The organism is Neorhizobium descurainiae (assembly GCF_051400715.1).
In the GTDB taxonomy this organism is placed as follows: domain Bacteria; phylum Pseudomonadota; class Alphaproteobacteria; order Rhizobiales; family Rhizobiaceae; genus Neorhizobium.
The window spans coordinates 383432-405082 of the sequence record NZ_JBLFFK010000001.1; the positions used below are offsets into that span (position 1 = coordinate 383432).

The 21651-nt window shown below is 63.5% G+C and carries 19 protein-coding genes; 10 read left to right on the plus strand and 9 right to left on the minus strand.

The annotated features are described in order from the left end of the window. The first annotated feature begins 94 nt into the window (after nucleotides 1-94). On the plus strand, nucleotides 95-424 hold the full coding sequence (locus ACMGE0_RS01765; protein WP_436814138.1) for a hypothetical protein: 330 nt from the start codon (nucleotides 95-97) through the stop codon (nucleotides 422-424). Nucleotides 425-430: 6 nt separating this feature from the next. Here ACMGE0_RS01765 and ACMGE0_RS01770 read toward each other — a convergent pair whose 3' ends face one another. Continuing rightward, entirely contained in the window at nucleotides 431-613 is a 183-nt protein-coding gene (locus ACMGE0_RS01770) for a hypothetical protein (protein WP_436814139.1), read from the minus strand. Nucleotides 614-819: 206 nt separating this feature from the next. Then, nucleotides 820-1017 (minus strand): hypothetical protein, encoded by a 198-nt coding sequence (locus ACMGE0_RS01775; RefSeq protein WP_436814516.1) that lies wholly within the window; start codon nucleotides 1015-1017, stop codon nucleotides 820-822. A 108-nt stretch (nucleotides 1018-1125) separates the two neighbouring features. On the opposite strand from ACMGE0_RS01775, the gene ku (ACMGE0_RS01780) reads away from it, so the two are divergent. After that, nucleotides 1126-1932, plus strand: a complete 807-nt coding sequence (ku, locus tag ACMGE0_RS01780) for a non-homologous end joining protein Ku (RefSeq protein WP_436814140.1) — start codon at nucleotides 1126-1128, stop codon at nucleotides 1930-1932. Between the two features lie 215 nt (nucleotides 1933-2147). Here the strand turns inward: ku (ACMGE0_RS01780) and ligD are convergent, their stop codons facing one another. Continuing rightward, nucleotides 2148-4673 carry a DNA ligase D gene (gene ligD, locus ACMGE0_RS01785; RefSeq protein WP_436814141.1) on the minus strand — a complete coding sequence of 842 codons (2526 nt, stop codon included), beginning with the start codon at nucleotides 4671-4673 and terminating at the stop codon, nucleotides 2148-2150. Nucleotides 4674-4675: 2 nt separating this feature from the next. Then, nucleotides 4676-5533 carry a non-homologous end joining protein Ku gene (gene ku / locus ACMGE0_RS01790; protein ID WP_436814501.1) on the minus strand — a complete coding sequence of 286 codons (858 nt, stop codon included), beginning with the start codon at nucleotides 5531-5533 and terminating at the stop codon, nucleotides 4676-4678. 199 nt (nucleotides 5534-5732) lie between these two features. Between ku (ACMGE0_RS01790) and ACMGE0_RS01795 the strand changes: the two genes are divergently transcribed. Continuing rightward, nucleotides 5733-6194: a sigma-70 family RNA polymerase sigma factor gene (locus ACMGE0_RS01795; RefSeq protein ID WP_436814142.1), complete on the plus strand. Its 462-nt coding sequence runs from the start codon at nucleotides 5733-5735 to the stop codon at nucleotides 6192-6194. Between the two features lie 118 nt (nucleotides 6195-6312). Here the strand turns inward: ACMGE0_RS01795 and ACMGE0_RS01800 are convergent, their stop codons facing one another. Both ACMGE0_RS01800 and ACMGE0_RS01805 read right to left on the minus strand, forming a co-directional pair. Continuing rightward, nucleotides 6313-7041 (minus strand): glutathione S-transferase, encoded by a 729-nt coding sequence (locus ACMGE0_RS01800; protein WP_436814143.1) that lies wholly within the window; start codon nucleotides 7039-7041, stop codon nucleotides 6313-6315. 2 nt (nucleotides 7042-7043) lie between these two features. Continuing rightward, nucleotides 7044-7679 carry a UdgX family uracil-DNA binding protein gene (locus ACMGE0_RS01805; protein WP_436814144.1) on the minus strand — a complete coding sequence of 212 codons (636 nt, stop codon included), beginning with the start codon at nucleotides 7677-7679 and terminating at the stop codon, nucleotides 7044-7046. A 171-nt stretch (nucleotides 7680-7850) separates the two neighbouring features. Here ACMGE0_RS01805 and ACMGE0_RS01810 point away from each other — a divergent pair, with 171 nt between their 5' ends. Further along, entirely contained in the window at nucleotides 7851-10193 is a 2343-nt protein-coding gene (locus tag ACMGE0_RS01810) for a glucose/quinate/shikimate family membrane-bound PQQ-dependent dehydrogenase (protein ID WP_436814145.1), read from the plus strand. 74 nt (nucleotides 10194-10267) lie between these two features. Here ACMGE0_RS01810 and ACMGE0_RS01815 read toward each other — a convergent pair whose 3' ends face one another. Beyond that, nucleotides 10268-10570 (minus strand): BON domain-containing protein, encoded by a 303-nt coding sequence (locus ACMGE0_RS01815; protein ID WP_436814146.1) that lies wholly within the window; start codon nucleotides 10568-10570, stop codon nucleotides 10268-10270. Nucleotides 10571-10623: 53 nt separating this feature from the next. Continuing rightward, complete coding sequence (locus ACMGE0_RS01820) at nucleotides 10624-12564, minus strand: hybrid sensor histidine kinase/response regulator (protein WP_436814147.1); 1941 nt, start codon at nucleotides 12562-12564, stop codon at nucleotides 10624-10626. 178 nt (nucleotides 12565-12742) lie between these two features. On the opposite strand from ACMGE0_RS01820, the gene ACMGE0_RS01825 reads away from it, so the two are divergent. The 3 genes from ACMGE0_RS01825 (at nucleotide 12743) to ACMGE0_RS01835 (ending at nucleotide 17773) form a co-directional block, all read left to right on the plus strand. Continuing rightward, nucleotides 12743-13363, plus strand: coding sequence for a TetR/AcrR family transcriptional regulator (locus ACMGE0_RS01825; RefSeq protein ID WP_436814148.1), 621 nt, complete (start codon nucleotides 12743-12745; stop codon nucleotides 13361-13363). A gap of 66 nt (nucleotides 13364-13429) precedes the next feature. Beyond that, on the plus strand, nucleotides 13430-14587 hold the full coding sequence (locus ACMGE0_RS01830; protein ID WP_436814149.1) for an efflux RND transporter periplasmic adaptor subunit: 1158 nt from the start codon (nucleotides 13430-13432) through the stop codon (nucleotides 14585-14587). A gap of 24 nt (nucleotides 14588-14611) precedes the next feature. Further along, nucleotides 14612-17773: an efflux RND transporter permease subunit gene (locus ACMGE0_RS01835; RefSeq protein ID WP_436814150.1), complete on the plus strand. Its 3162-nt coding sequence runs from the start codon at nucleotides 14612-14614 to the stop codon at nucleotides 17771-17773. On the opposite strand, the gene ACMGE0_RS01840 is transcribed toward ACMGE0_RS01835, so the two are convergent. Further along, complete coding sequence (locus ACMGE0_RS01840; RefSeq protein ID WP_436814151.1) at nucleotides 17719-18708, minus strand: LysR family transcriptional regulator; 990 nt, start codon at nucleotides 18706-18708, stop codon at nucleotides 17719-17721. The two genes, ACMGE0_RS01835 and ACMGE0_RS01840, sit on opposite strands and share 55 nt — an antisense overlap. 197 nt (nucleotides 18709-18905) lie before the next feature. Here ACMGE0_RS01840 and ACMGE0_RS01845 point away from each other — a divergent pair, with 197 nt between their 5' ends. Genes ACMGE0_RS01845 through ACMGE0_RS01855 form a run of 3 tightly spaced genes read left to right on the plus strand, consistent with a single transcriptional unit; the run spans nucleotide 18906 to nucleotide 21606 of the window. Then, nucleotides 18906-20123 carry an ABC transporter substrate-binding protein gene (locus ACMGE0_RS01845; RefSeq protein WP_436814152.1) on the plus strand — a complete coding sequence of 406 codons (1218 nt, stop codon included), beginning with the start codon at nucleotides 18906-18908 and terminating at the stop codon, nucleotides 20121-20123. Continuing rightward, nucleotides 20123-20905 carry an ABC transporter ATP-binding protein gene (locus ACMGE0_RS01850; protein WP_436814153.1) on the plus strand — a complete coding sequence of 261 codons (783 nt, stop codon included), beginning with the start codon at nucleotides 20123-20125 and terminating at the stop codon, nucleotides 20903-20905. The genes ACMGE0_RS01845 and ACMGE0_RS01850 overlap by 1 nt, the downstream gene beginning before the upstream one ends. Further along, a complete protein-coding gene (locus tag ACMGE0_RS01855; protein WP_436814154.1) occupies nucleotides 20905-21606 on the plus strand; it encodes an ABC transporter ATP-binding protein in 702 nt (233 codons plus the stop codon). The genes ACMGE0_RS01850 and ACMGE0_RS01855 overlap by 1 nt, the downstream gene beginning before the upstream one ends. Nucleotides 21607-21651: the final 45 nt, after the last annotated feature.

Here is a 21651-nt window from a genome sequence, read left to right on the forward strand (position 1 = left end):
GCGGCGGGAAAAGTTCCCGTGCAGCGTCCCGGGAACCGGCGATGCCCGAATGGCGTTGCCGCACAGGATCGACGCGACCTCAAGGGAGAGAGAGATGCAGGATGATTTGAAGATCTACCGGCTGGTGCCGATCGCCGCGCCCGACGATCCGAACTGGCAGAATTCGCCTCCGCATGGCGAAGTGGTCGTCCGGGCGAGGACCGCTGGCGACGCCCGTCTCGTGGCAAGCGGCGCGGAGCTCGATTTCACGGAGATCGACGCCTCGCCTTCCGAGGGCAGTTCGACCGAGATGGCGAGCGCGTTCCGGAACGAGAAGCTTTACACGGTGGTCGAGGACGAAAGCGGGCGTTACGAGACGGACGGGCCGCGCGGCGTCGTGGATGGGCGGGTGCGCACCGACAACCTCATCTCGACGCAGCTTTGACGCATGCTATCGGTCGGAGCGGCTCGCGATCTTTTCGCTGAGCGCCTTCTGCAGTTCACGCGCCAATTCGAGCAGACGATCGGGAACTTCTTCCTTCTCGATTTCGGTCAGCAGGACCGAGACCTGACGGCTGACGCGTCGTCCCATCCTGATTTCCTGGTCCGCAACCGGATTGTTCTGCTTCGCCATCCCGACCTCTGAAGTAACGAATCCCGGCAAAATCAACGCCGAAACCATGTCCGCGCCCCGTGAAAACCCTGGAGCAGTCTCCTTACAGCAATATGGTTATCTTCGAATATCCCGAAAAAGTCACATACGACAAATGAATTCAGGCGACCTCCTATCCAGGAAGCCGCCCGAATTGTTCCATATCGATTTCGCGATTGCCAGTGCTTCTAACGCTTCGGCGGTCTGGGCGTGCCGCTGGGGATGGACGTCACCGTCGCCGAGACCGGATCGCTTGCCGGAAAGGTGTCCTCCAGGCCTTCATCGAGCTGTTCTTCCAATTCTTTCGTCTCGTGCCTTTCGCGCGCGGAGCGTTCGGCGGTCTTCTTGTCCCCGTCCTTCTGTGGAGCGCTGGGGGTGCTGCTCATAGGATGCCCTCCTGTGCTGGTGTCGGGAGGAAACGGTTTGTCGCGGGACTTGTTCCGGAACCAAGCCGCGCCGGCGCGGGTTATCGGGCAAAACGAAGGAGTTCTGCCGTGGCGCCGCGCGTCTTCTGGAAAGGCTATCTCAAACTCTCGCTCGTCACCTGCCGGGTGACGATGACGCCGGCGGTCTCGGAAGGAGCCAAGGTCCGGTTCCACAACATCAACCGCAAGACCCGGAACCGGGTGCTGAGCCATTACGTGGATGCCGAGACGGGTGAGACGGTCGAGGACGACGATCAGGTCAAGGGCTATCCGAAGGGCGAGGAAGACTACGTGCTTTTCGAGGACGAGGAGATCGAGGACGTCGGGCTCGAAAGCACCCGCACCATCGACATCGAGACCTTCGTGCCGGCGGAATCGATCGGCTGGATCTGGTACGACCGGCCGCATTATCTGGCGCCCGACGACGAGGTGGGCGCGGAGGCCTTCGCGGTGATCCGCGAGGCGATGGCGAAGACGAAGACCGCGGGCATCGCCCGGCTCGTCATGTATCGCCGGGAGCGCGCCGTGCTGCTTCTCCCGGAGAACAAGGGCATCGTCGTCTGGACGCTGCGCTACGGCGACGAGGTGCGCGATCCGGACGAATACGCCCCCGAAAAGCCGAAGGAAAAACCGGAGACGAAGCACCTGACGATGATGAAGAAGATCATCGACGAGCGGACCGAAGCCTGGAAGCCGTCGATGGCCGACGATCCGGTTCAGGACCGGCTGCTCGACATCATCGCGGAGCGGAAGAAGGGCCGGAAAACAAAAAGGCGCGCCGAGGAGAAGGCGCCGGAACGGCCGAGCAACGTCATCGACATCACCAGCGCACTCAAAAAAAGCCTGGAGGCGGAGCGGAAGTCGCCAAGGAAGTGATGGCTGAGGTTTGCCCTTACCCTCTGCCCGTTCTGACGGCAGGGCAATCGCATGTGGGCTTGCCCTTCATCCGGCTGCCGCCACCTTCTCCCCCTCAAACGGGGAGAAGGACGCGAGACGCAGGCTTCCGGTCCCCTCTCCCCGCCTGCGGGGAGAGGGCTAGGGTGAGGGGCAGCGCTTACTCAAGAGGAGATGTCCCTGGGACACCTTCTTAACTACCGCTTTCCCTTTCCCTCAAACTCGATCGGCACTTCCGCCTTGCGGAAATCGCCCCAGGGGTCGCTCGCCTGCTGGGCGATGCGGGCCGGCGTGTTGTTGACGGTGAAATAGTTGGGGCCGATCGCGCCGCCGAGCTCGTCCCAGGCAAGCGGCATGGAGACCGGGGCGCCGGGCCGGGCGCGGGTGGAATAAGGGGCGACTGCGGTGTTTCCCCGGCCGTTGCGCAGGTAGTCGATCAGGATCTTGCCCTTGCGCTTCGATTTGGTGATGGTCGAGACGTACCGGTCGGGATCGTCGCCGGCCATGCCGTCGGCGAGCGCCTTCATCGCCGCCTTCACCTCCGGCCATTCCGCCTTCGGCCTGACCGGAGCGACGACATGCAATCCCTTGCCGCCTGAGGTTTTGACGAAGGGAACCAGCCCCATGTCCTCGAAACGCCGCTTCACCTCGTGGGCCGCGGCGATGATGTCGGTCCAGGAGACGCCTTCGCCGGGGTCGAGGTCGATATTGACCATGTCCGGCTTCTCCCAGTCGTCGAGATTCGAGCCCCAGGGATGGATTTCCAGCGCCGCGCTCTGGACGAGGCCGAGCAGGCCGTCGAGGTCGCGGATGGTGATGTCCTCCTCGCTCGGGTCGGCGGGGTCCTTGATCAGGACCGCGTTCTTCGTCATGCCCTTCCAGCCGTGCTTCTGGAAGAAGAGCTGTTTGGTGATGCCGTCCGGCCCGCGGATCAGCGCCAGCGGCCGGTTGACGACGAAGGGCGCCATCAGCCGCCAGACCTCGGTGTAATAATCCGCGAGCCCGGCCTTGGTCACGCCGGCGTCCGGCCAGTAGATCCGGTCCGGATGGGTGAGGTTGACCGTCCGTTTCGGCGGTTTCGGTTCTTCCGCTGCGTTCACAGGCCCGCCCTCCCGGACGATATCCTTCGGGTCCTTGTCTTCCCTCAGACCCCGGAAGGCGGCATGGCGGATATGCGCATCCGCCGTCCAGCCGCGGAATTCCACCTCCGCCACCAGTTCGGGCTTCAGGAAAACGACGTCCTTCTTTTCCACCCCCGTGAGCTTTTCGTCAAACGGGCTCCTGTCGATGCGGATTTCGTTGAGCTTCCTGAAGAGCGATTGGGCCATCGCGCCCGTATAGCCGGTGCCGACGCGGCCGGCATGGCGCAGCCTGCCTTCCTCGTAATAGCCCATGACCAGCGAGCCGATCGCCTTGTTGGAGACGGAGGAGGGGACGTAGCCGGCGATCACGAATTCCTGCCGGGCCGAGCATTTCGACTTCACCCAGTCGCGGCCGCGCCCGGGGCGATAGGCGGCTTCCGCGATTTTGGAGACGATGCCTTCGAGGCTCAGCCGGCAGGCATGTTTCAGCACCAGGCCGCCTTCGTCGCCGAAATGTTCGTTGTAGCGCAGGACGGGGCCGCTGCCGGTCAGCAGCTTTTCGAGCGCCTCCTTGCGCCGCAGCAGCGTGGCGCCGGTGAGGTCGTAGCCGTCGAGATGAAGGAGGTCGAAGGCGAAGAAGGTGAAACGATCGTCGCGGCCTTCGCTCAGGTCCTGCTGGAGCAGCGAAAAGTCCGTCGCGCCGGAGCCGGCCTCGACCGCCACCTCGCCATCGATGATCGCGTCCTGAACGGGAAGTTTTTCGAATGCCGCGACGACGTCCCCGCCGAACTTGTGCGTCCAGTCGAGCCCGGTTCGGGTGAGCAGTCTCACCTTGCCGGCGTCGACATGCGCCTGAAGGCGATAGCCGTCCAGCTTGATCTCGTGCACCCAGCGTTTTCCGGAGGGCGCGCTTTTCACCAGCGTCGCGAGCTGCGGCTCGATGAAGTCAGGGGGCCCGGCCTTTTTGGCGCCCCTGATCTTGGATACGGTGATGTCGGAGCTTTCAGGCGCGGGAGCGGCTTTCGTCTTCGCCTTGGCTTTTGCAGATCGTTTCCGCCTGGAAACCTGCCGGCCCCAGACTTCCTCGATCGTCTTTCCGGTTTTGACCGAAAGCGGCATTTCCTCCAGGATATCGGGATCGCCCTCGGCGCGGGCGAATTCGTCCTCGCCCTTGATCAGAAGCCAGTTCTCGCGTTTTTCGCCTTCCTTGTGGCCCATGCGGACCAGGTGCCAGCGGCCTTCCAGCTTCTCGCCCTTGAGCTCGAATTCCATATGGCCTTTCCTGTAGGCCCTGTGGGGGTCGCCGATCGGTTCCCAACTGCCGCGATCCCAGAGCATCACCGCGCCGGCGCCGTAATTGCCTTCCGGGATCATGCCCTCGAAGCCGCCGTAGTCGAGCGGATGGTCCTCCACATGCACCGCAAGCCGCTTCTCGCCGGGCACGAGGCTCGGGCCGCGGGTCACGGCCCAGCTTTTCAGCACGCCGTCCATCTCCAGGCGGAAGTCGTAATGCAGGCGTGTGGCGTCGTGTTTCTGGATCACGAAGCTGTTACCCGTCGCCTTGCGTCCGCGCGGCACTTTCCCCTGCGGCTCGGGCGAGGCCTTGAAGTTCCGCTTCCGGTTATAGGTTTCGAGCGCCATGATCAGCCGGCCTTTCTCTCTGGAGCCGCGGTCTTGCGCGATCCCGTGCTCTTCTTCTTTGCCGCCGTCTTTTTAGGGGGTGTCGGAGCGCCGGCGCTCTGGCGAAGGGCGTCGAGCAGGTTCGAAACCTTCTTCGGCTCGGGTCTCGGCTTCTTCTTGAGCTTGCGGCCTTCGATCTTTGCCCGGATCAGCTCGGCCAGCGCAGCCTCGTAACGGTCGTCGAATTCCGTCGGGTCGAACTCGCCGCGCTTGGTGTCGATGATGTGCCTCGCCAGGTCGAGCATCTCGCCTTCGATCTTGAAGTCCTTGATGTCGGAAAAGATTTCCTTCGACGGCCGCACCTCGTAATCGTAGTTCAGGGTGCTCGCCACCATGCCGGTTTCGCTCGGGCGGATGAGCAGCGTGCGGAGCCGCCGGAACAGGACCGTGCGGGCAAGGGCTGCGACATTCTTCTCCTTCAGGCCCATGCGGATGAGGCCGAAGATCTCGGCGGACGGCTTGTCCACCGGCGCAAGGTAATAGGGCCGATCGAGATAGATCGTATCGACCCCGTTGCAGGGGATGAAGGTCTCGAGCTCCAGCGTCTTGTCGCTCTCCGGCACCGCCGCCTTGATCTCGTCCGGTTCCAGGATGACGTATTCGCCGCTGGAGACTTCATATCCTTTGACGATATCCTCGTTGTCCACCGGTTTGCCGGTGTCGGCGTCCACCATCTGGCGGTGGACCCGGTGACCCGTCTCGCGGTTGATGATGTGGAAGCTGACGCGATCGGATGTGGAGGCGGCAGTATAGAGCCCCACCTGACAGCTCAGCTCTCCGACCTTGAGGTAACCTTTCCAGTTCGCACGCGGCGCCACGATCATAACTCCGTGAAAGTCCTATCAACCGGGCTGCAAGCCCTTTGTTCCGTCATGAAGATGAACGGGCCGTTCATCTCGGCGGAACCAAATATGCGAGGCGTGCGTTTGCCACCGAAATTCCCGCCCATCGAAGATTTCGGAGAGGTAGGCAACGGTGTCTGAATCACAGTTGAATAGTGATCCTGCACGTGCAGACATAGTGAGGCTCATTCCGGCTCTCCGCGCATTTGCCCGTACATTCTGCCGCAACCCGGTCGACGCGGACGATCTGGTGCAGGAAACGCTGATGAAGGCGCTGGCCAATCTCGACAAGTTCGAGCCGGGTACCAAGCTGAAGAGCTGGCTCTTCACGATCATGCGCAACACGTTCTACACGCGCGCCAAGGTGCTCGGCCGCGAGGCGCCGGGGATCGAGGAGAACGTCTCCGGCGATACGCCCGTGGCCGCCGCGCAGGAGACCGCGGCCAGGGCCCGCGAGGTGCAGCGCGCGCTTCAGAAACTGCCGCCGCATTACCGCGAGGTGCTGACGCTCGTGGCGATCCTTGGCGAGAGCTACGAGACGACGGCCGAAATCTGCGATTGCGCGGTCGGCACGGTGAAAAGCCGGCTCAACCGGGCACGGCATCAGATCCTGCAGGAACTGGGAGAAGACGTGAACTGAGCCGTCGAGCAGGGGCGCTCGTGCTCACATTGGTGGAGGTCACATGAAGTTCGCATTGATCGCGGCGGCCATCGTTCTGGTGACCATCGCGCCCGTATTCGCGTTCATCTAGGCCGGTTCATGCCGGATCCTGGTCCAGTTCCGGGTAATGCCGGAATATGCCCGACTCGTTGAAGGCGAGCCGGCGCTTCGACGTGAGATAGGCTTCGATATTCGGCCGCTGGCGGACCATGTCGCGGACCTTGGCGACCTGCGGGTAATCCTTTTCGAAATTCCCCATCGCGCGCGGAAAGGCGTAGGCCAGGCCTTCGGCGAGCTGGAAGAGCGAAAGGTCCACATAGCTCAGGCTGTCGCCGACCGCATGGCCGATTCTCTTCGGGTTGGCCTCGATGATGCGGTTGAAATAGCCCATGAACTTCGGCACCCGGTGCTTCAAAAAGGTCTTTGAACGCGCCTTCGCCTCGTCCTTCTGATCCTCGTAGTAATCGTCCGTGCTGATCGGATGATGCGTGTCGTGTGCTTCCGCGACGAAATCGGTGATGGTGAGCTGCAGCCCATGGGCGAAGACGCGGGACTTCTCGTCCCTCGGCACGAGGTCCAGCTTCGGTCCGAGGTAATGCAGGATGTTTGCGACGTGCGAGACGACGATATCGCCGTCCCTCAGGAAGGGCGGGGCGAACGGCATGTGGTCGTGACCATGCCTGCCGCGCATGTAATCCAGCATCTTCTGCATGCCGTGGCCGCTGCGGGCCACGTCGATATAGTCGGCGCGGGCTTCTTCCAGTGCCAGCCGCACGAACTCGCCGCGCCCCTGGATGCCGTCCCAATAATAGAGTTCGTAGGCCATGTTCACTCCAGAAATTCCGCGATCTTCCTCAAGTCATCCACAAAACGGGCACGATTGAGTTCCGCATCGGGTTGGTTCAGCGTCCTCAGCAGCGCCGAGGGATGGATCGTCACCAGCACCGGCAGCCCGTCCGGCGATTGCAGGATCGTGCCGCGATCACGCGTCACCTTCGCCTGCCGGCCGAGCAGAGAATAGAGGCCGGTCGCGCCGAGCGCCACCGCGAGCTTCGGCCTGACGAGGCGCAGCTCCGCCGCAAGCCACCAGGCGCAGGCCTGCACTTCGCCGGTATTGGGCTTGGAATGGATGCGGCGCTTGCCGCGCGGCGTGAACTTGAAATGCTTCACCGCGTTGGTGACGTAGCAGAGATCGCGGTCGACGCCGGCCTCCTCCAGGCAGCGGTCGAGCAGCCTGCCGGCCGGACCGACGAAAGGCTTGCCGGCAAGGTCTTCCTTGTCGCCCGGCTGTTCGCCGACGAAAAGCACCTCCGCTTTGGCAGGCCCCTCGCCGAAAACGAGATGCGTGGCGTTCCTGTAAAGATCGCAGCGGGTGCAGCCTTCCGCCAGTTCCCTGACCTCCGGCAACTTCCCGCCCTCGGCGCCCGGTGTCTCGAAGGCCGGGCCTTTGCGCGACGTCAGCATGATCGGAACTCCTTGTAGAAACATCAGAACCGGCTTGACCACGGGACGGTTCCGCTAAATTTTGCGGGGCGGGAACATGCGTTGGAACTTTTGTGCGAAGCTCGTGTTGAAGGCGCGGGGGACGCGGGTTCGCGCGGGCCTGAAATTCCGAGCCGAAACGGGGGCATCCTTATGGCCATAAAGATTACGGCAATCCTTTTCACGCTGATCGGACTTGCGTTGGCGGTTGGCGGCGGCCAATTGCTGATGCTCGGGGGCAGCGCCTATTATCTCATCTGCGGTCTGGGCTTCATCCTCACCGCTATCCTGCTTTTCCTCGGAAGGGCCATGGCCCTCAGGGTCTATGCGGTCCTCGTGCTCGCATCGCTCGTCTGGGCGATCTGGGAAGTCGGCTTCGACTGGTGGCAGCTCGGTCCGCGCGGGGGCCTGATCATCATTCTCGGCCTCTGGCTGCTGACGCCCTGGATAAGGAGACCGCTCGGCTTTTCGAGCCCGACGGGCGCGCGCTACGGTGCGGCCGCCACGCCGCTCGCGCTCTCCGTGGTCATCGCCATCGCGGTCGCGATCTTTTCCATGTTCATGGATCCCTACAACAAGAGCGGTGCGCTGCCGGAACAGTCGGTCGCCGCCGCGCCGGCCCTGGGCGGCGACGTGCCTCCGGGCGAATGGCATCAATACGGCCGCACGCCCTATGGCCAGCGCTACTCGCCGCTCGACCAGATCAATGTCGAGAACGTCGCAAACCTCACGGAGGTCTGGCGCTATCAGACCGGCGACGTGAAGCGCCCGGACGATGTCGGCGAAACCACCTATCAGGTGACGCCGCTCAAGGTCGGCAATTCGCTCTATCTCTGCACGCCGCACAATCTCGCCATCGCGCTCGATGCGACCACCGGCCAGGAGAAGTGGAAATACGATCCGAATTCCGGCATGAACCCGGACCGGCAGCACCAGACCTGCCGCGGCGTCAGCTATTACAAGGATCCGGCGGCGGCTGCCGGCGCGCCCTGCGCGGAGCGGGTCTATCTGCCGACCTCGGATGCGCGGCTGATCGCGCTCGACGCGGCGAACGGCGAGGTGTGCACCTCCTTTGCCGATCAGGGCACGCTGCATCTCGAAACCGGCATGAAGTACAATCCGGCCGGCTATTATTACTCGACCTCGCCGCCGGCCATCGCCGGCAACAAGATCGTCATCGGTGGGGCCGTGAACGACAACTATTCGACGCAGGAACAGTCGGGCGTCATCCGCGCCTATGACGTGAATACCGGGCAGCTCATCTGGAACTGGGATTCCGGCAATCCAACGCAAACCCAGCCGCTCCAGCCCGGCCAGACCTATACGACGAACTCGCCGAACAGCTGGTCGGTCTTCAGCGTCGACGAAGAACTGGGGCTCGTCTACATCCCGCTCGGCAACCAGGTGCCGGACCAGCTCGGCATGGGCCGCAGCGAGAGCGTCGAGAAATATTCCTCGTCGATCGTGGCGCTCGACCTCAACACGGGCGCCGACCGCTGGGTGCGCCAGACCGTGCATCACGACCTGTGGGACATGGACGTGCCGGCGCAGCCCGTGCTCCTCGATATCACCAGGCCGGACAACACGGTCGTGCCCGCGCTGGTCGGGCCGACCAAGCAGGGCGATATCTACGTGCTCGACCGGCGCACCGGCGAACCGATCATCCCGGTGACCGAGGAACCGGCGCCGGGAGGCGCGATCCCCGAGGATTTCACCGCCCCCACGCAGCCGACCTCGGCGCTCACCTTCAAGCCGAAGCCGCTGGAAGAAAAGGACATGTGGGGCATCACCATGTTCGACCAGATGGTCTGCCGCATCTGGTTCCACCAGTACAACTACCAGGGCCGCTATACGCCGCCGTCGCTCAAGGGCACGATCGTCTATCCCGGCAATTTCGGCACCTTCAACTGGGGCAGCGTGGCGGTCGATCCGGAACGGCAGGTGATGTTCGGCATGCCCACCTATCTCGCCTTCACCTCACGCCTGGTGCCGCGTTCGGAAATTCCGCCGAAGGGCCAGGACGAGAAGGGCAGCGAACAGGGCCTCAACCGCAACGAGGGCGCCCCCTACGGCGTCTATATGGGGCCGTTCCTGGGACCGCTGCAGATCCCCTGCCAGGCGCCGCCATGGGGTTATGTCGCGGGCGCCGATCTCAGGACCGGCGAGATCGCCTACATGCACCGCAACGGCACGGTCTACGACATGACGCCGCTGCCGCTGCCCTTCAAGGTGGGCGTGCCCGGCATCGGCGGGCCGATGATCACCAAGGGCGGCGTGGCTTTCCTCGGGGCCGCGGTCGACGATTATCTGCGCGCCTACAACCTCACCAACGGTCAGATACTGTGGACGGCGCGGCTTCCGGCCGGCGGCCAGGCGACGCCGATGACCTATGCGGTCGACGACGGGCGGCAATTCGTGGTGATGGTGGCGGGCGGCCACGGCTCCGTCGGCACCAAGCCTGGGGACTACGTGATCGCCTACGCCCTGCCGCGGTGACGGATGCGCATTCAAAAAGCCTGGGAGCAGACCGCTCCCAGGCTTATTCCATTTCACTCGGCGTAGAAACCATGTCAGAGCGGTCTTGGCCCGCCGTTGAAGAAAGACGGCGCGATGTGATGGATTTCATTGCGGACCGCCGTGACGCCGGGCACGCCCAAGGCCACCTCCTCGGCCCGTCCGATTTCCTCAGGCACCTGGACCGTGCCCATCAGCGTGACCTCGCCATCTTTTACGGTCACCGTCACATCGCTGGCATCGACGCCGCCCGCGGAGGCGAGCGCATCGGAAACGGCGCTTTCCAGCGCCGCCCGGGGCGGGAATTCCGCCTCCACCTCGGCAGGCGTCTCATGAAAATGCTGGTGCTTGAAGACCATTGATCGTTCTCCCGTTTTCATACGGGAGACAACGCCCGGTCACCGATATTGGTTCAGGCGCCGCCAAGCGCCGAGACGACGATGTCCTGAAGCTGGCTCTGCGAGAAGGGTTTCGGCAGCCGCGGCAGGTGGTTGTCGCCGCCGGAGGGCAGTTCCGCGTAACCGGTGGCAAGCACCACGGGAAGGTCCGGCCATTCCGCGCGGATGGCGGCCGCCAGTTCGGAGCCCGTCATGCGGGGCATGGAATGGTCGGTGATGACGAGATCGATCCGGTGCCTGCCGCTTTTGAGTTCCTTCAAGGCATCGGCACCGCTATAGGCTTCGATCACGGTATGGCCGAGATCCTCGAGCATCAGCGTCGTATTCATCAGCACCAGCGCATCGTCGTCGACCGCGAGGATCGAGAGATGTTCGTTCGGCGCTTCCGCGGATGAGGGCTCAGCCCGCTCCGAAGGCTGCAGGCAGTCGCCTGCGTCCGCGGCGGGCAGAAAGAGCGAAACCGTCGTGCCCTTGCCCTTTTCGCTCTCGATCTCCAGCTTGCCGCCCGATTGTTCCGTCAGGCCCTGGACCATGGAAAGGCCGAGCCCTGTTCCCTTGCCGACGCCCTTCGTGGTGAAGAAGGGGGCCGTTGCGCGGGCAAGCGTCTCCTCGTCCATGCCTTCGCCGGTATCGGAGACCGAAAGCCGCACATAGCGTCCGGGCTTCAATCTTTCCGTCCGTTCGTCCGCCGCATATTCCTCCGCGCCGACCGTGATCAGGCCGCCCTTCGTCATCGCGTCGCGGGCATTGACGACGAGGTTGAGGAGCGCCGTTTCGAGCTGCACCGGATCGGTCACCACCGACGGGAGATCGTTGGGGAAACGGGTCTCGATACGGGTATCGCCGCCGAGCGAGCGCTGCACGAAATCCATCATGCCGCTCACAAGCGTCATCGTGTCGACCGCCTGCATATTGAGCTCCTGCCGGCGGGAGAAGGCAAGCATGCGCTGGGTCAAGGCCGCGCCGCGCTCGGCGCCCTGGATGGCGTTGTCGAGCAGCGGGATCAGCGCCGGATCCTTCGGGAGGCGTTTCTTCAAAATTTCCAGGCTGCCGAGGATCGCCATCAGCAGATTGTTGAAGTCGTGCGCGATGCCGCCGGTAAGCTGTCCGATCGCTTCCATCTTCTGGGCCTGGAAAAGCTCCTCGCGGGCCTGGGTGAGGGCTTTCTGGGCCTCGACCTTTTCCGTGATGTCGCGGGTGATCTTGGCAAAGCCCAGGATCTCGCCGTCATCGTTCAGGATGGCGTCGACGATCACATGCGCCCAGAACCGGGTGCCGTCCTTGCGCTGGCGCCAGCCCTCCCGCTCGAAGCGTCCCTCGCGTCTGGCGGTATCGAGGCTCCGCTGCGGTTCGCCGCGCTCGCGATCCTCTTCCGTGTAGAACTCTGAAAAGTGCTTCCCGACGATCTCGTCGGCGCGGTAGCCCTTGATGCGCTCGGCGCCGATGTTCCAGTTGCTGACGTAACCTTCCGGATCGAGCATGTAGAGGGCGTAGTCGGTGACGCCCTGCACCAGGAGCTGGAATTTCTGTTCGCTTCGCTGGAGGTCCGCTTCCGCCCGCTTCCGCTCGGTCAGGTCGCGGGTCACCTTGGCGAAACCGAGAAGCTCCCCCGACCGGCCCCAGATCGGATCGATGACGACATGCGCCAGAAAGCGGCTGCCATCCTTGCGGATGTGCCAGCCTTCACTTTCGAAACGGCCTTCGGTCGCGGCGGTCTGCAGCGCGCGCTCCGGCAGCCGGGCCAACCGGTCCTCGTCCGTGTAGAAGCGGGAAAAATGCTCGCCCAGGATTTCCCGCGCTTCATAGCCTTTGAAACGCTGAGCTCCGGGGTTCCAGCTCGCAACCCTGCCGTCGGGATCGAGCATGTAAATGGCATAGTCGGTGATGGCGTCGACCAGAAGGCGGTAGCGCTCCTCATCCAGTAACGAAACGTCGTAACTTTGCGGCATGCTCATCGAATGTCCCCAGGCCCCGCAGCCTGCGCGGCTCAAGGCGCACAAACGTTTCGTTTTGGGCTTTGGTTCCTTTTTATCAGCCGATTTTATCACCTGTGAGGGAATTCAGCGCGCTCAGGTTGACATGCGGCGGTTTTTTGTTTACGACTGACGAAAGATGAAAATCGTCACACGTAAAATGAAAGCCGTCAGCCACATGGACGCAAGCGATCACACTTTGGAGACGACGAAGCAGGAGAATGTCAACCGCATTCTCGACGCGGCCGAGCGCCTCTTCAAGCACTATGGCTATACCAAGACGAATGTCGCCGACATCGCCCGCGACCTCGGCATGTCGCCGGCCAATATCTACCGCTTCTTCTCGTCCAAGGCGGATATCCACCAGGCGCTGGCGAACCGCATGCTCGAAGGAAGCTATCAGGTGGCGCTCGCCAATGCGAAGCGGCCGGTGAGTGCGACCGAACGGCTGCGCGACCACGTGCTGCAGCAGCACCGCATCACGCTCGAAACCATGCTGGACGAGAAGAAGGTCCATGAGATGGTCATCATTGCCATCGAGCAGCAATGGCCGGTGGTAGAGCAGTTTCTGGACCGCATCCGGCTGCTGGTGGCCGATATCATCCGGGAAGGCATCGAGGCGGGGGAATTCCGCGATCAGGATCCGCAATTGGCGGCGGAAAACTTCATGTCGTGCATGGCGAAGCTGTGCCATCCGGTGCTGGTCGCCGACTGTCTCACCGAAAATCGCATCGGCACCTCCGAGGATCTCGTGGAATTCGGCCTGCGTGCCTTGAAATAACCTTGGAAATACCTTTGGGCGCGGCCAGCGCCTTGATCGGAACCCCGCCATCAGGAGTGCGGTACCATGTTTTTCGTGAAGACCAGACGTAATGTCTCGTTTCTCATCAAGGGGCTTGCCGTCGCGGCCGCGCTCGGCGCGCTGACGGCCTGCTCTGAGGAGAAGACGGCCGAAGCTCCGGAAGCCGTCCGCCCGGTCAAGGTGACGGAGGTCGCCGCAGCCGACCAGGGGCGCAGGCTCGAATACTCCGGCTCCGTCCGCGCCCGCACCGAAATGAATCTCGGTTTCCGCGTCAGCGGCAAGATCACGGAGCGCCTGGTGGATATCGGCGAACGGGTCGCCCCGGGTGACGTGCTGGCGCGGCTCGATGCCGTCGATTACCAGCTCGCCGTCCGCCGCGCCGAGGCCGATCTCGCCGCAGCGCAGAAGCAGGCGGAAATGACCGAGCTTGCCAAGCGCCGCGCCCAATCCCTCAATGCCAAGAACGTCGCCTCCCAATCCGAACTGGAACAGGCGACGCTCGCCTACGACCAGGCCGTTTCCTCCCGTCAGTCGGCCGTCTCCGCGCTGGAACAGGCCCGCAACCAGGTCGCCTATGCGGAACTGAAGTCGGATCAGAACGGCATCGTCACCGCCGTCAGCGCCGATATCGGCCAGGTGGTGAGCGCCGGAACGCCGGTCCTTTCCGTCGCCGTCGACGGGGAGAAGGAAGTGCAGATCGCCGTTCCGGAAATGGACGTCGCCGGCTTCAAGCCCGGCAAGACGGTGAAGGCGCGCTTTTGGTCCGCGACCGGTCTCACGCTCGACGGCAAGGTCCGCGAAGTCGCGGGCAGCGCCGATCCGCAGTCTCGCACCTTTGCCGTCCGCGTCAGCCTGCCCGAAGACGGCCGTGTGCTTCTCGGCATGACCGCCACGATCGAAGCCGTGGAGGACAACGCCGTGCCGACCTGGTCCATTCCGCTTGCCGCACTGAGCAAGAAGGGCGATCAGCCGGTCGTCTGGATCGTCGACCGCGGGAAGGGCACGGTCAGTTCGCGCGCCGTCAAGGTCGCCGATTTTTCCGATGACGGCGTGCGCATCGCCGAAGGCCTGGCCCAGGGCGACCTCGTCGTCTCGGCCGGTACGCAGTTCATGAAGGAAGAGATGAAGGTGAAGCTGCCGGAAACGGTCGCCTCACGCTTCGGCAGCGTCAGCAGCATGAGCACTGCTTCCGTTACGCCCTGATCCCCGGCTTTAAAGGACACGACCATGAGTTCCTCCCATCAGGCCAATCCTTTGGACAAGGCCCGGTTCAACCTGTCCCGCTGGGCGATCGGCCATCCGAGCATCGCGCGCTTCCTCTTCGGCCTCATCATCGTCATGGGCGTGCTCGGCGTCATGAACATGGGCCAGAAGGAGGATCCGGATTTCACCTTCCGCGTCATGGTCGTGCAGACCGTCTGGCCCGGCGCCTCGATCGCGGAGATGCAGGACCAGGTGGTCAACAAGATCGAGCGCAAGCTGCAGGAGACGCCGCATCTCGACTGGGTCAAGTCCTACACCCGCGCCGGCTTTGCGATCACGCAGGTCCAGATCAAGGGCGACACCAATGCCGATGAGGTCGCCGACGCCTTCTACCAGGTGCGCAAGAAGATCGGAGACATCAGTCAGGACCTGCCTTCCGGCCTGCTCGGCCCCTATTTCAACGACGAGTTCGGCGACACCTATATCACGCTTCATTCGATCAGCGGCGAAGGCTACAGCTATCCCGAGCTCAAGCAGTTCGCGATCCAGGCGCGCGACATGCTGCTTGCCACGCCCGGCGTCGAAAAGGCCGTCATCCTCGGCGACCAGCCGCAGAAGATCTTCATCGACGTTTCCTCCAAGTCGCTTTCCGAGCGCGGCCTGACCGTCCTCGACATCCGCGATGCGCTTTCCGGCCAGAACAATGTCGATCCCGCGGGCAGCGTCGAGACCTCCGACCGCTCTGTCCGCATCTCCGTCGAAGGCGGCGTCACCACGCCGGAGGATATCCGCGAGCTGCGTCTGCGCGCCGGCAACCAGGTGATCCGGCTCGGCGACATCGCCACCGTGAAGGAAGGTCTCGAAGACCCGTTCCAGCGCAAGTTCCGCTTCAACGGCCACGACAGCGTCCAAGTCGGCGTCGTCATGGCGAAGGGTTTCAAGGTCACCGATGTCGGCCACGATATCGAGGACACCTATCACCGTTTCGAAGAGACGCTGCCGGTCGGCGTCTCCGTCGAGCAGATATCGAACCAGCCGGAAGTCGTCACCGAGGCGGTCGGCGAATTCACGAAGGCGCTCCTGGAGGCGCTGGTCATCGTGCTGATCGTTTCGCTGATCTCGATCGGCTGGCGTTCGGGCATCGTGATCGCGGTCGCCATCCCGCTCGTGCTCGCCGCGACGCTGGCGATCATGTACTATATCGGCATCGAACTGCAGCGCATCTCGCTCGGCGCGCTGATCATCGCGCTCGGGCTCCTCGTCGACGACGCGATGATCGTGGTCGAGATGATGGAGCGCAAGCTGGAGGAGGGCCTGCACCGCATCGACGCGGCAAGCTTCGCCTATTCCTCGACGGCTTTCCCGATGCTCACCGGCACGCTCATCACCACCGCCGGCTTCATTCCGGTCGGCTTTGCCGAATCCACCGCCGGCGAATATGTCCGCTCGCTCTTCTTCGTGGTCGGCATCGCGCTCGTCACCTCATGGTTCGTGGCGGTCTATTTCACGCCCTGGCTCGGCTACATGATCCTGAAGCAGCGGGCGCATGCCGGAACGCACCACGACGCCTACGACACCCGCTTCTACAACCGCCTGCGCAGCACGGTCGGCTGGGCGGTCAAGCATCGGATCATCGTGCTATTGATGACGCTTGCGGTTTTCGTCGGCAGCCTCTGGTCCTTCCAGTTCATCCCGCAGAGCTTCTTCCCGCAGTCGACGCGTCCGGAAATCCTGGTCGACATGTGGCTGCCGGAGGGGACCGCGATCGAAGAGGTCGAACGCCAGGCCCACGCTCTCGAGCAAAAGATCCTGCCCGACGAGGACAAGACCTACGTCGCCACCTATATCGGCGAGGGCGCGCCGCGCTTCTTCCTGCCGCTCGACCAGCAGCTCCGCAATCCGAACTATGCGCAGCTCCTCATCATGTCGAAGGGCGTCGAGGCCCGCGAGCGGCTGATCGTCAAGCTCAGGGACATTCTCGCGAAGGATTTCCCGACCGTGCGCGGCAAGGTCGACCGCCTCTTCCTCGGCCCGCCGACCGGCTGGCCGGTGCAGATGCGCGTGATCGGCCCCGACAAGGCGGAAGTCCGCCGCATCGCGGACCAGGTCAAGGAACGCTACTACCGGGAGCCGCTGTTCGGTTCGATCCACGACGACTGGATGGAGCCGGTGCCGGCCATGCAACTGGTCATCGACCAGGACCGCGCCCGGGCGCTCGGCGTTTCCTCTCAGCGCGTCCGCCAGATGCTGCAGGCTGCGGTTTCCGGAGCGCCGATCAACGACTTCCGTGACGGCGAGGAGACGGTCTCGATCGTCGTCCGCGAGCCGGATGCCACCCGCAGCCTGCTTTCGGCCGTGCAGTCGGTCTATGTGCCCACCGATTTCGGCGGCTTCGTGCCGGTCTCGCAGATCGCCAAGGTCGTGCCGGTGCTCGAACAGGGCATCGAATGGCGCCGCGACCGCCTGCCGACCATCACCGTCAAGGCGACGCTGCCGGACGGGATCGAGCCGACGCAGATGGCGCTCAACTTCTACAACTCGATCGCCGACCTGCGCGCCAGCCTGCCGGCCGGCTACAAGATCGAGATCCAGGGCGGCGCCGAGGATTCGGCCGAAAGCCAGGCCTCGATCGCCGCGAAAGTGCCGATCATGCTGCTGATCATCCTGGCCCTGCTGATGGTCCAGCTGCAGCACTTCGGCAAGGCCATGCTGGTGCTCGCGACCGGTCCGCTCGGGATCATCGGCGCAGCCATGGCGCTCCTCATCACCGGGGCTCCCTTCGGCTTCGTGGCGATCCTCGGCGTCATCGCGCTGCTCGGCATCATCATCCGCAACTCGATCATCCTCATCGACCAGATCGACCAGGATATCGCGGCCGGCATGGCGCGTTCGGAAGCGATCGTCGGAGCGGCCGTGCGGCGCTTCCGCCCGATCGTGCTGACCGCGGTCACCGCCGTGCTGGCGCTGATCCCGATCTCGCGGGAAGGTTTCTGGGGGCCGCTCGCCTACGCCATGATGGGCGGCATCCTGGTCGCGACGGTGCTTACCATCCTCGTGCTGCCGGCCGGCTATGCGCTCTTCTTCGGCCGCGAGCGCAAGAAGAAGGACGAGGACGACGGCCAGTCCGCCAATCAGGGCGACTTGTTCGAAAGCCGTGAAACACCCCTACCCATGGCTGCCGAATGACGTCGCGTGCCTTCCTCCGGGGCCTGAAATCCCCGGAGGAAGGCATTCTGATTCTTGCGGATCGCCTCGAAGATGTAATCCGTCACCATGCGGACCCGCGGGATCTGGACGAGGTCGCGGTGGCGGACCAGCCAGTAGTTCCGCCTGAGCTCGACCTCGTCCGGCAGGACGATCTGCAGGTCGGGATAGGAGCGGGCGATGAAATGCGGCAGCACGCAAAGGCCGAGCCCGTTCAGCGTCGCGGTGAGCTGCGCGAAGATGCTCGAGCTCTGGAAGCGGGCCTTGATGCCCGGATGGACGTCGCCGAGATAATCCAGCCCCGGCACGAAGATCATGTCCTCGATATAGCCGATGAAGGGATGGTCGAGCAGGTCCTGCCGGTTGCGGATCGAGGCCGCCTGGGAAAGATAGGATTTCGCGCCGTAGACGTTGAGGCTGTAGTCGGTCAGCTTTTCCGTGAGATACGGCCCGTCCTTCGGCGGGTCGAGGGAGACGGCGATATCCGCCTCCTTGCGCGACAGCGACATGATCTGCTGGATCGTCACCAGTTCCAGCGTGATGTTCGGGTGGCTGTCGCAGAAACCCCTGATCTTGTCGGCGAAGAAGAAGTTCGCGAAACCCTCCGGCGTGCTGAGCCTCACGACGCCCTTTTGGGCGGTCGTACCCGACGTGAGGTCCGCCTGCAGCCGGTCCGCTTCCGCCTCGATCCTCTCCGCCGCCTCGATGAAGCGCTGGCCCATGGCCGTCAAAACGTAGCCGCGCGGGTTGCGCTCGAAGAGTTTCACCTTCAAGGCGAATTCCAGCCGGTCGATGCGGCGCGAGACCGTCGCATGGCTGGTGCGCAACTGCCGGGCCGCCGTCGATAGCTGTCCGGTGCGGGCGACGGCCAGGAAATATTGCAGATCGTCCCAAGTGAAATTCGGATTGCCGCTCAAGATATTCCCGTCTGTTCAAAAACGCACAGATGCTGTTTGCAATTAATTGCGCATCCCTGCTTGCGTCAACGGCGGATTTAAAGAACCATGCGTTTCGGATCGGCCGCTTTGAGGAGGGCGGCTCACCAATTTTGAACAGAAACTTCGGGAAAATCTCCGAGCACTTTCTCTGGGCACATTCTCTGGGAGGAGAAATCATGCGCAAGACACTTCTGACATCGCTGGCGGTTCTCTTTGCAACCACCGGGCTTGCAGGCGGCACGGCGTTCGCGCAAAGCGCATCCGACGGCAAGGTCAAGATCGGCATCCTGAACGACCAGTCCGGCGTTTACGCGGACTTCGGCGGCAAGTCGTCGGTGGAGGCCGCCAAGATGGCGATCGAGGATTTCGGCGGCAAGGTTCTCGGCGTTCCGGTCGAGATCGTCGATGCCGACCACCAGAACAAGCCGGATATCGCCTCCAACATCGCCCGCCAGTGGTACGATACCGAGCAGGTCGATGCGATCATGGAGCTGACGACCTCTTCCGTGGCCCTCGCCGTGCAGGCGATCACGAAAGAGAAGAAGAGGATCGACATCGTCACCGGGGCGGCGACCACCGACCTCACCGGCAAGCAGTGCTCTCCCTATGGCTTCCACTGGGCTTACGACACCCATGCGCTCGCGGTCGGCACCGGCGGCGCCCTCGTCAAGCAGGGCGGCGACAGCTGGTTCTTCCTGACCGCCGATTACGCCTTCGGCTATTCGCTGGAGCAGCAGACGAGCGATTTCGTCAAGGCGAGCGGCGGCCAGGTCGTCGGGGCGGTCCGCCATCCGCTCGCTACCACCGACTTCTCGTCCTTCCTGCTGCAGGCGCAGTCTTCCGGGGCCAAGGTGATCGGCCTTGCGAATGCCGGTCTCGATACGTCGAACGCCATCAAGCAGGCGGCGGAATTCGGCATCACCGCCGGCGGGCAGAACCTCGCCGCTCTCCTCTTCACGCTCGCCGAAGTGCATGGCCTCGGGCTTGAGGCGGCGCAGGGCCTGACGCTGACGGAAGGCTATTACTGGAACCTCGACGACCAGAGCCGCGAATTCGCCAAGAAGTTCTTCGCCCGTACGAACAGGATGCCGAACATGATCCATACCGGCACCTACTCGGCGGTCACCCAATATCTGAAGGCGATCCAGAAGGCCGGCACCGACGATGCGGACGCCGTTTCCAAGGCGCTGCATGAGATGCCGGTGGACGATTTCTTCGCCCGCGGCGGCACCGTCGCTCCGAACGGCCGCATGATCCACGACATGTATCTGCTCCAGGTCAAGAAGCCGGCCGACAGCAAGGAGCCGTGGGATTATTTCAACGTGCTCGCCACGATCCCCGGCAAGGAAGCCTATATGGATCCCGCCAAGAGCGGCTGCGATCTGGTGAAGTGATGGCGGTCGCCGCAACATCCATCCATGAAGAGCCGCGGGTGGTGCTTTCCGCCCGCGGCCTCACCAAGCATTTCGGCGCTTTCGCGGCGGTGAAGAACGTCGATCTCGACGTCCACCACGCGCGCGTCCACGCGCTGATCGGCCCGAACGGAGCCGGCAAGACGACGGTCTTCAACCTGCTTACCAAGTTCCTGCAGCCGACGGCGGGGTCGATCACGCTTTTGGGCACGGACATCACGAAAACGCCGCCGGACAAGGTGGCGCGCATGGGGCTGGTGCGTTCCTTCCAGATCTCGGCCGTCTTCCCGCATCTTTCAGTGCTCGACAACGTGCGCGTCGCGCTGCAGCGCCCGAACGGGCTTTCGACGCAGTTCTGGCTGCCGCTCTCCTCGCTCGACCGGCTGAATGCGCGCGCCGACGAGCTGATCGAAGCGGTCGGTCTGAAGCGCGAGCGCAATGCGCTTGCCGCCGACCTCTCCTACGGCCGCAAGCGCGTGCTGGAGATCGCCACGACGCTGGCGCTCGATCCGAAGGTGCTGCTGCTCGACGAGCCGATGGCCGGCATGGGGCAGGAGGATATCGGCACCGTCTCCAACATCATCCGCGAGGTCGCCAAGACCCGCGCCGTCCTGATGGTGGAGCACAACCTTTCCGTCGTCGCCAACATCTGCCACCAGGTGACGGTGCTCCAGCGCGGCGAGATCCTCGCAGAGGGCGATTATGCCGCCGTCAGCCAGGACGAGCGCGTGCGGCTCGCCTATATGGGTTCGGAGGAAGCGTGATGGCGCCGTTGCTTCAGGTTTCCAATCTCAATGCCTGGTATGGCGAAAGCCACGTGCTGCACGGCGTCGACATGACGGTGGGCGAGGGCGAGACGATCACCATTCTCGGCCGCAACGGCGTCGGCAAGACGACGACGCTCCGCACCATCGTCGGCATCATCCGCGAGCGGAAGGGCGAAATCCGCTTTGCGGGCAGGGATATGCTCGGCGTGCCGCTGCACAGGACGGCGCATTCGGGGATCGGCTTCGTGCCGGAGGAGCGCGGCATCTTCTCGACACTCTCCGTCGAGGAGAACCTGACGCTGCCGCCGGTGGTCGCCGAAGGCGGCATGTCGCTCGACGAAATCTACGAGCTCTTTCCGAACCTCAAGGAGCGGCGCGCGAGCCCCGGCACGAAACTTTCCGGCGGCGAGCAGCAGATGCTGGCGATCGCCCGCATCCTGCGCACCGGCGTCAAACTGCTGATCCTCGACGAGCCGACCGAGGGCCTCGCCCCGGTCATCGTGCAGCGCATCGGCGAGGTTTTGAGGAAATTGAAGGAGCGCGGCATGACGGTGCTCTTGGTGGAACAGAATTTCCGCTTCGCAAGCCGCATCGCCGATCGTTTCTACCTGATGGAGCATGGTAAGATGGTTGCGGATTTCCCGGTCGCGGAACTGCCGGCCCGCATGGACGAGCTCCACAAGGTTCTGGGGGTGTAGGGGATGGCTGTGATCTTGAGAAAACAGACCCCTCCCCAACCCCTC

What these genes read in the sequence shown, in the direction of transcription:
- ACMGE0_RS01775 (WP_436814516.1), bottom strand. Translation starts at nt 1,017, where the DNA reads ATGAGCAGCACCCCCAGCGCTCCACAGAAGGACGGGGACAAGAAGACC.
- ACMGE0_RS01800 (WP_436814143.1), bottom strand. Translation starts at nt 7,041, where the DNA reads ATGGCCTACGAACTCTATTATTGGGACGGCATCCAGGGGCGCGGCGAG.
- ACMGE0_RS01855 (WP_436814154.1), top strand. Translation starts at nt 20,905, where the DNA reads ATGGCGCCGTTGCTTCAGGTTTCCAATCTCAATGCCTGGTATGGCGAA.
- ligD (WP_436814141.1), bottom strand. Translation starts at nt 4,673, where the DNA reads ATGGCGCTCGAAACCTATAACCGGAAGCGGAACTTCAAGGCCTCGCCC.
- ACMGE0_RS01835 (WP_436814150.1), top strand. Translation starts at nt 14,612, where the DNA reads ATGAGTTCCTCCCATCAGGCCAATCCTTTGGACAAGGCCCGGTTCAAC.
- ACMGE0_RS01765 (WP_436814138.1), top strand. Translation starts at nt 95, where the DNA reads ATGCAGGATGATTTGAAGATCTACCGGCTGGTGCCGATCGCCGCGCCC.
- ACMGE0_RS01805 (WP_436814144.1), bottom strand. Translation starts at nt 7,679, where the DNA reads ATGCTGACGTCGCGCAAAGGCCCGGCCTTCGAGACACCGGGCGCCGAG.
- ACMGE0_RS01815 (WP_436814146.1), bottom strand. Translation starts at nt 10,570, where the DNA reads ATGGTCTTCAAGCACCAGCATTTTCATGAGACGCCTGCCGAGGTGGAG.
- ACMGE0_RS01820 (WP_436814147.1), bottom strand. Translation starts at nt 12,564, where the DNA reads ATGAGCATGCCGCAAAGTTACGACGTTTCGTTACTGGATGAGGAGCGC.
- ACMGE0_RS01830 (WP_436814149.1), top strand. Translation starts at nt 13,430, where the DNA reads ATGTTTTTCGTGAAGACCAGACGTAATGTCTCGTTTCTCATCAAGGGG.
- ACMGE0_RS01810 (WP_436814145.1), top strand. Translation starts at nt 7,851, where the DNA reads ATGGCCATAAAGATTACGGCAATCCTTTTCACGCTGATCGGACTTGCG.
- ACMGE0_RS01845 (WP_436814152.1), top strand. Translation starts at nt 18,906, where the DNA reads ATGCGCAAGACACTTCTGACATCGCTGGCGGTTCTCTTTGCAACCACC.
- ACMGE0_RS01825 (WP_436814148.1), top strand. Translation starts at nt 12,743, where the DNA reads ATGAAAGCCGTCAGCCACATGGACGCAAGCGATCACACTTTGGAGACG.
- ACMGE0_RS01770 (WP_436814139.1), bottom strand. Translation starts at nt 613, where the DNA reads ATGGCGAAGCAGAACAATCCGGTTGCGGACCAGGAAATCAGGATGGGA.
- ACMGE0_RS01850 (WP_436814153.1), top strand. Translation starts at nt 20,123, where the DNA reads ATGGCGGTCGCCGCAACATCCATCCATGAAGAGCCGCGGGTGGTGCTT.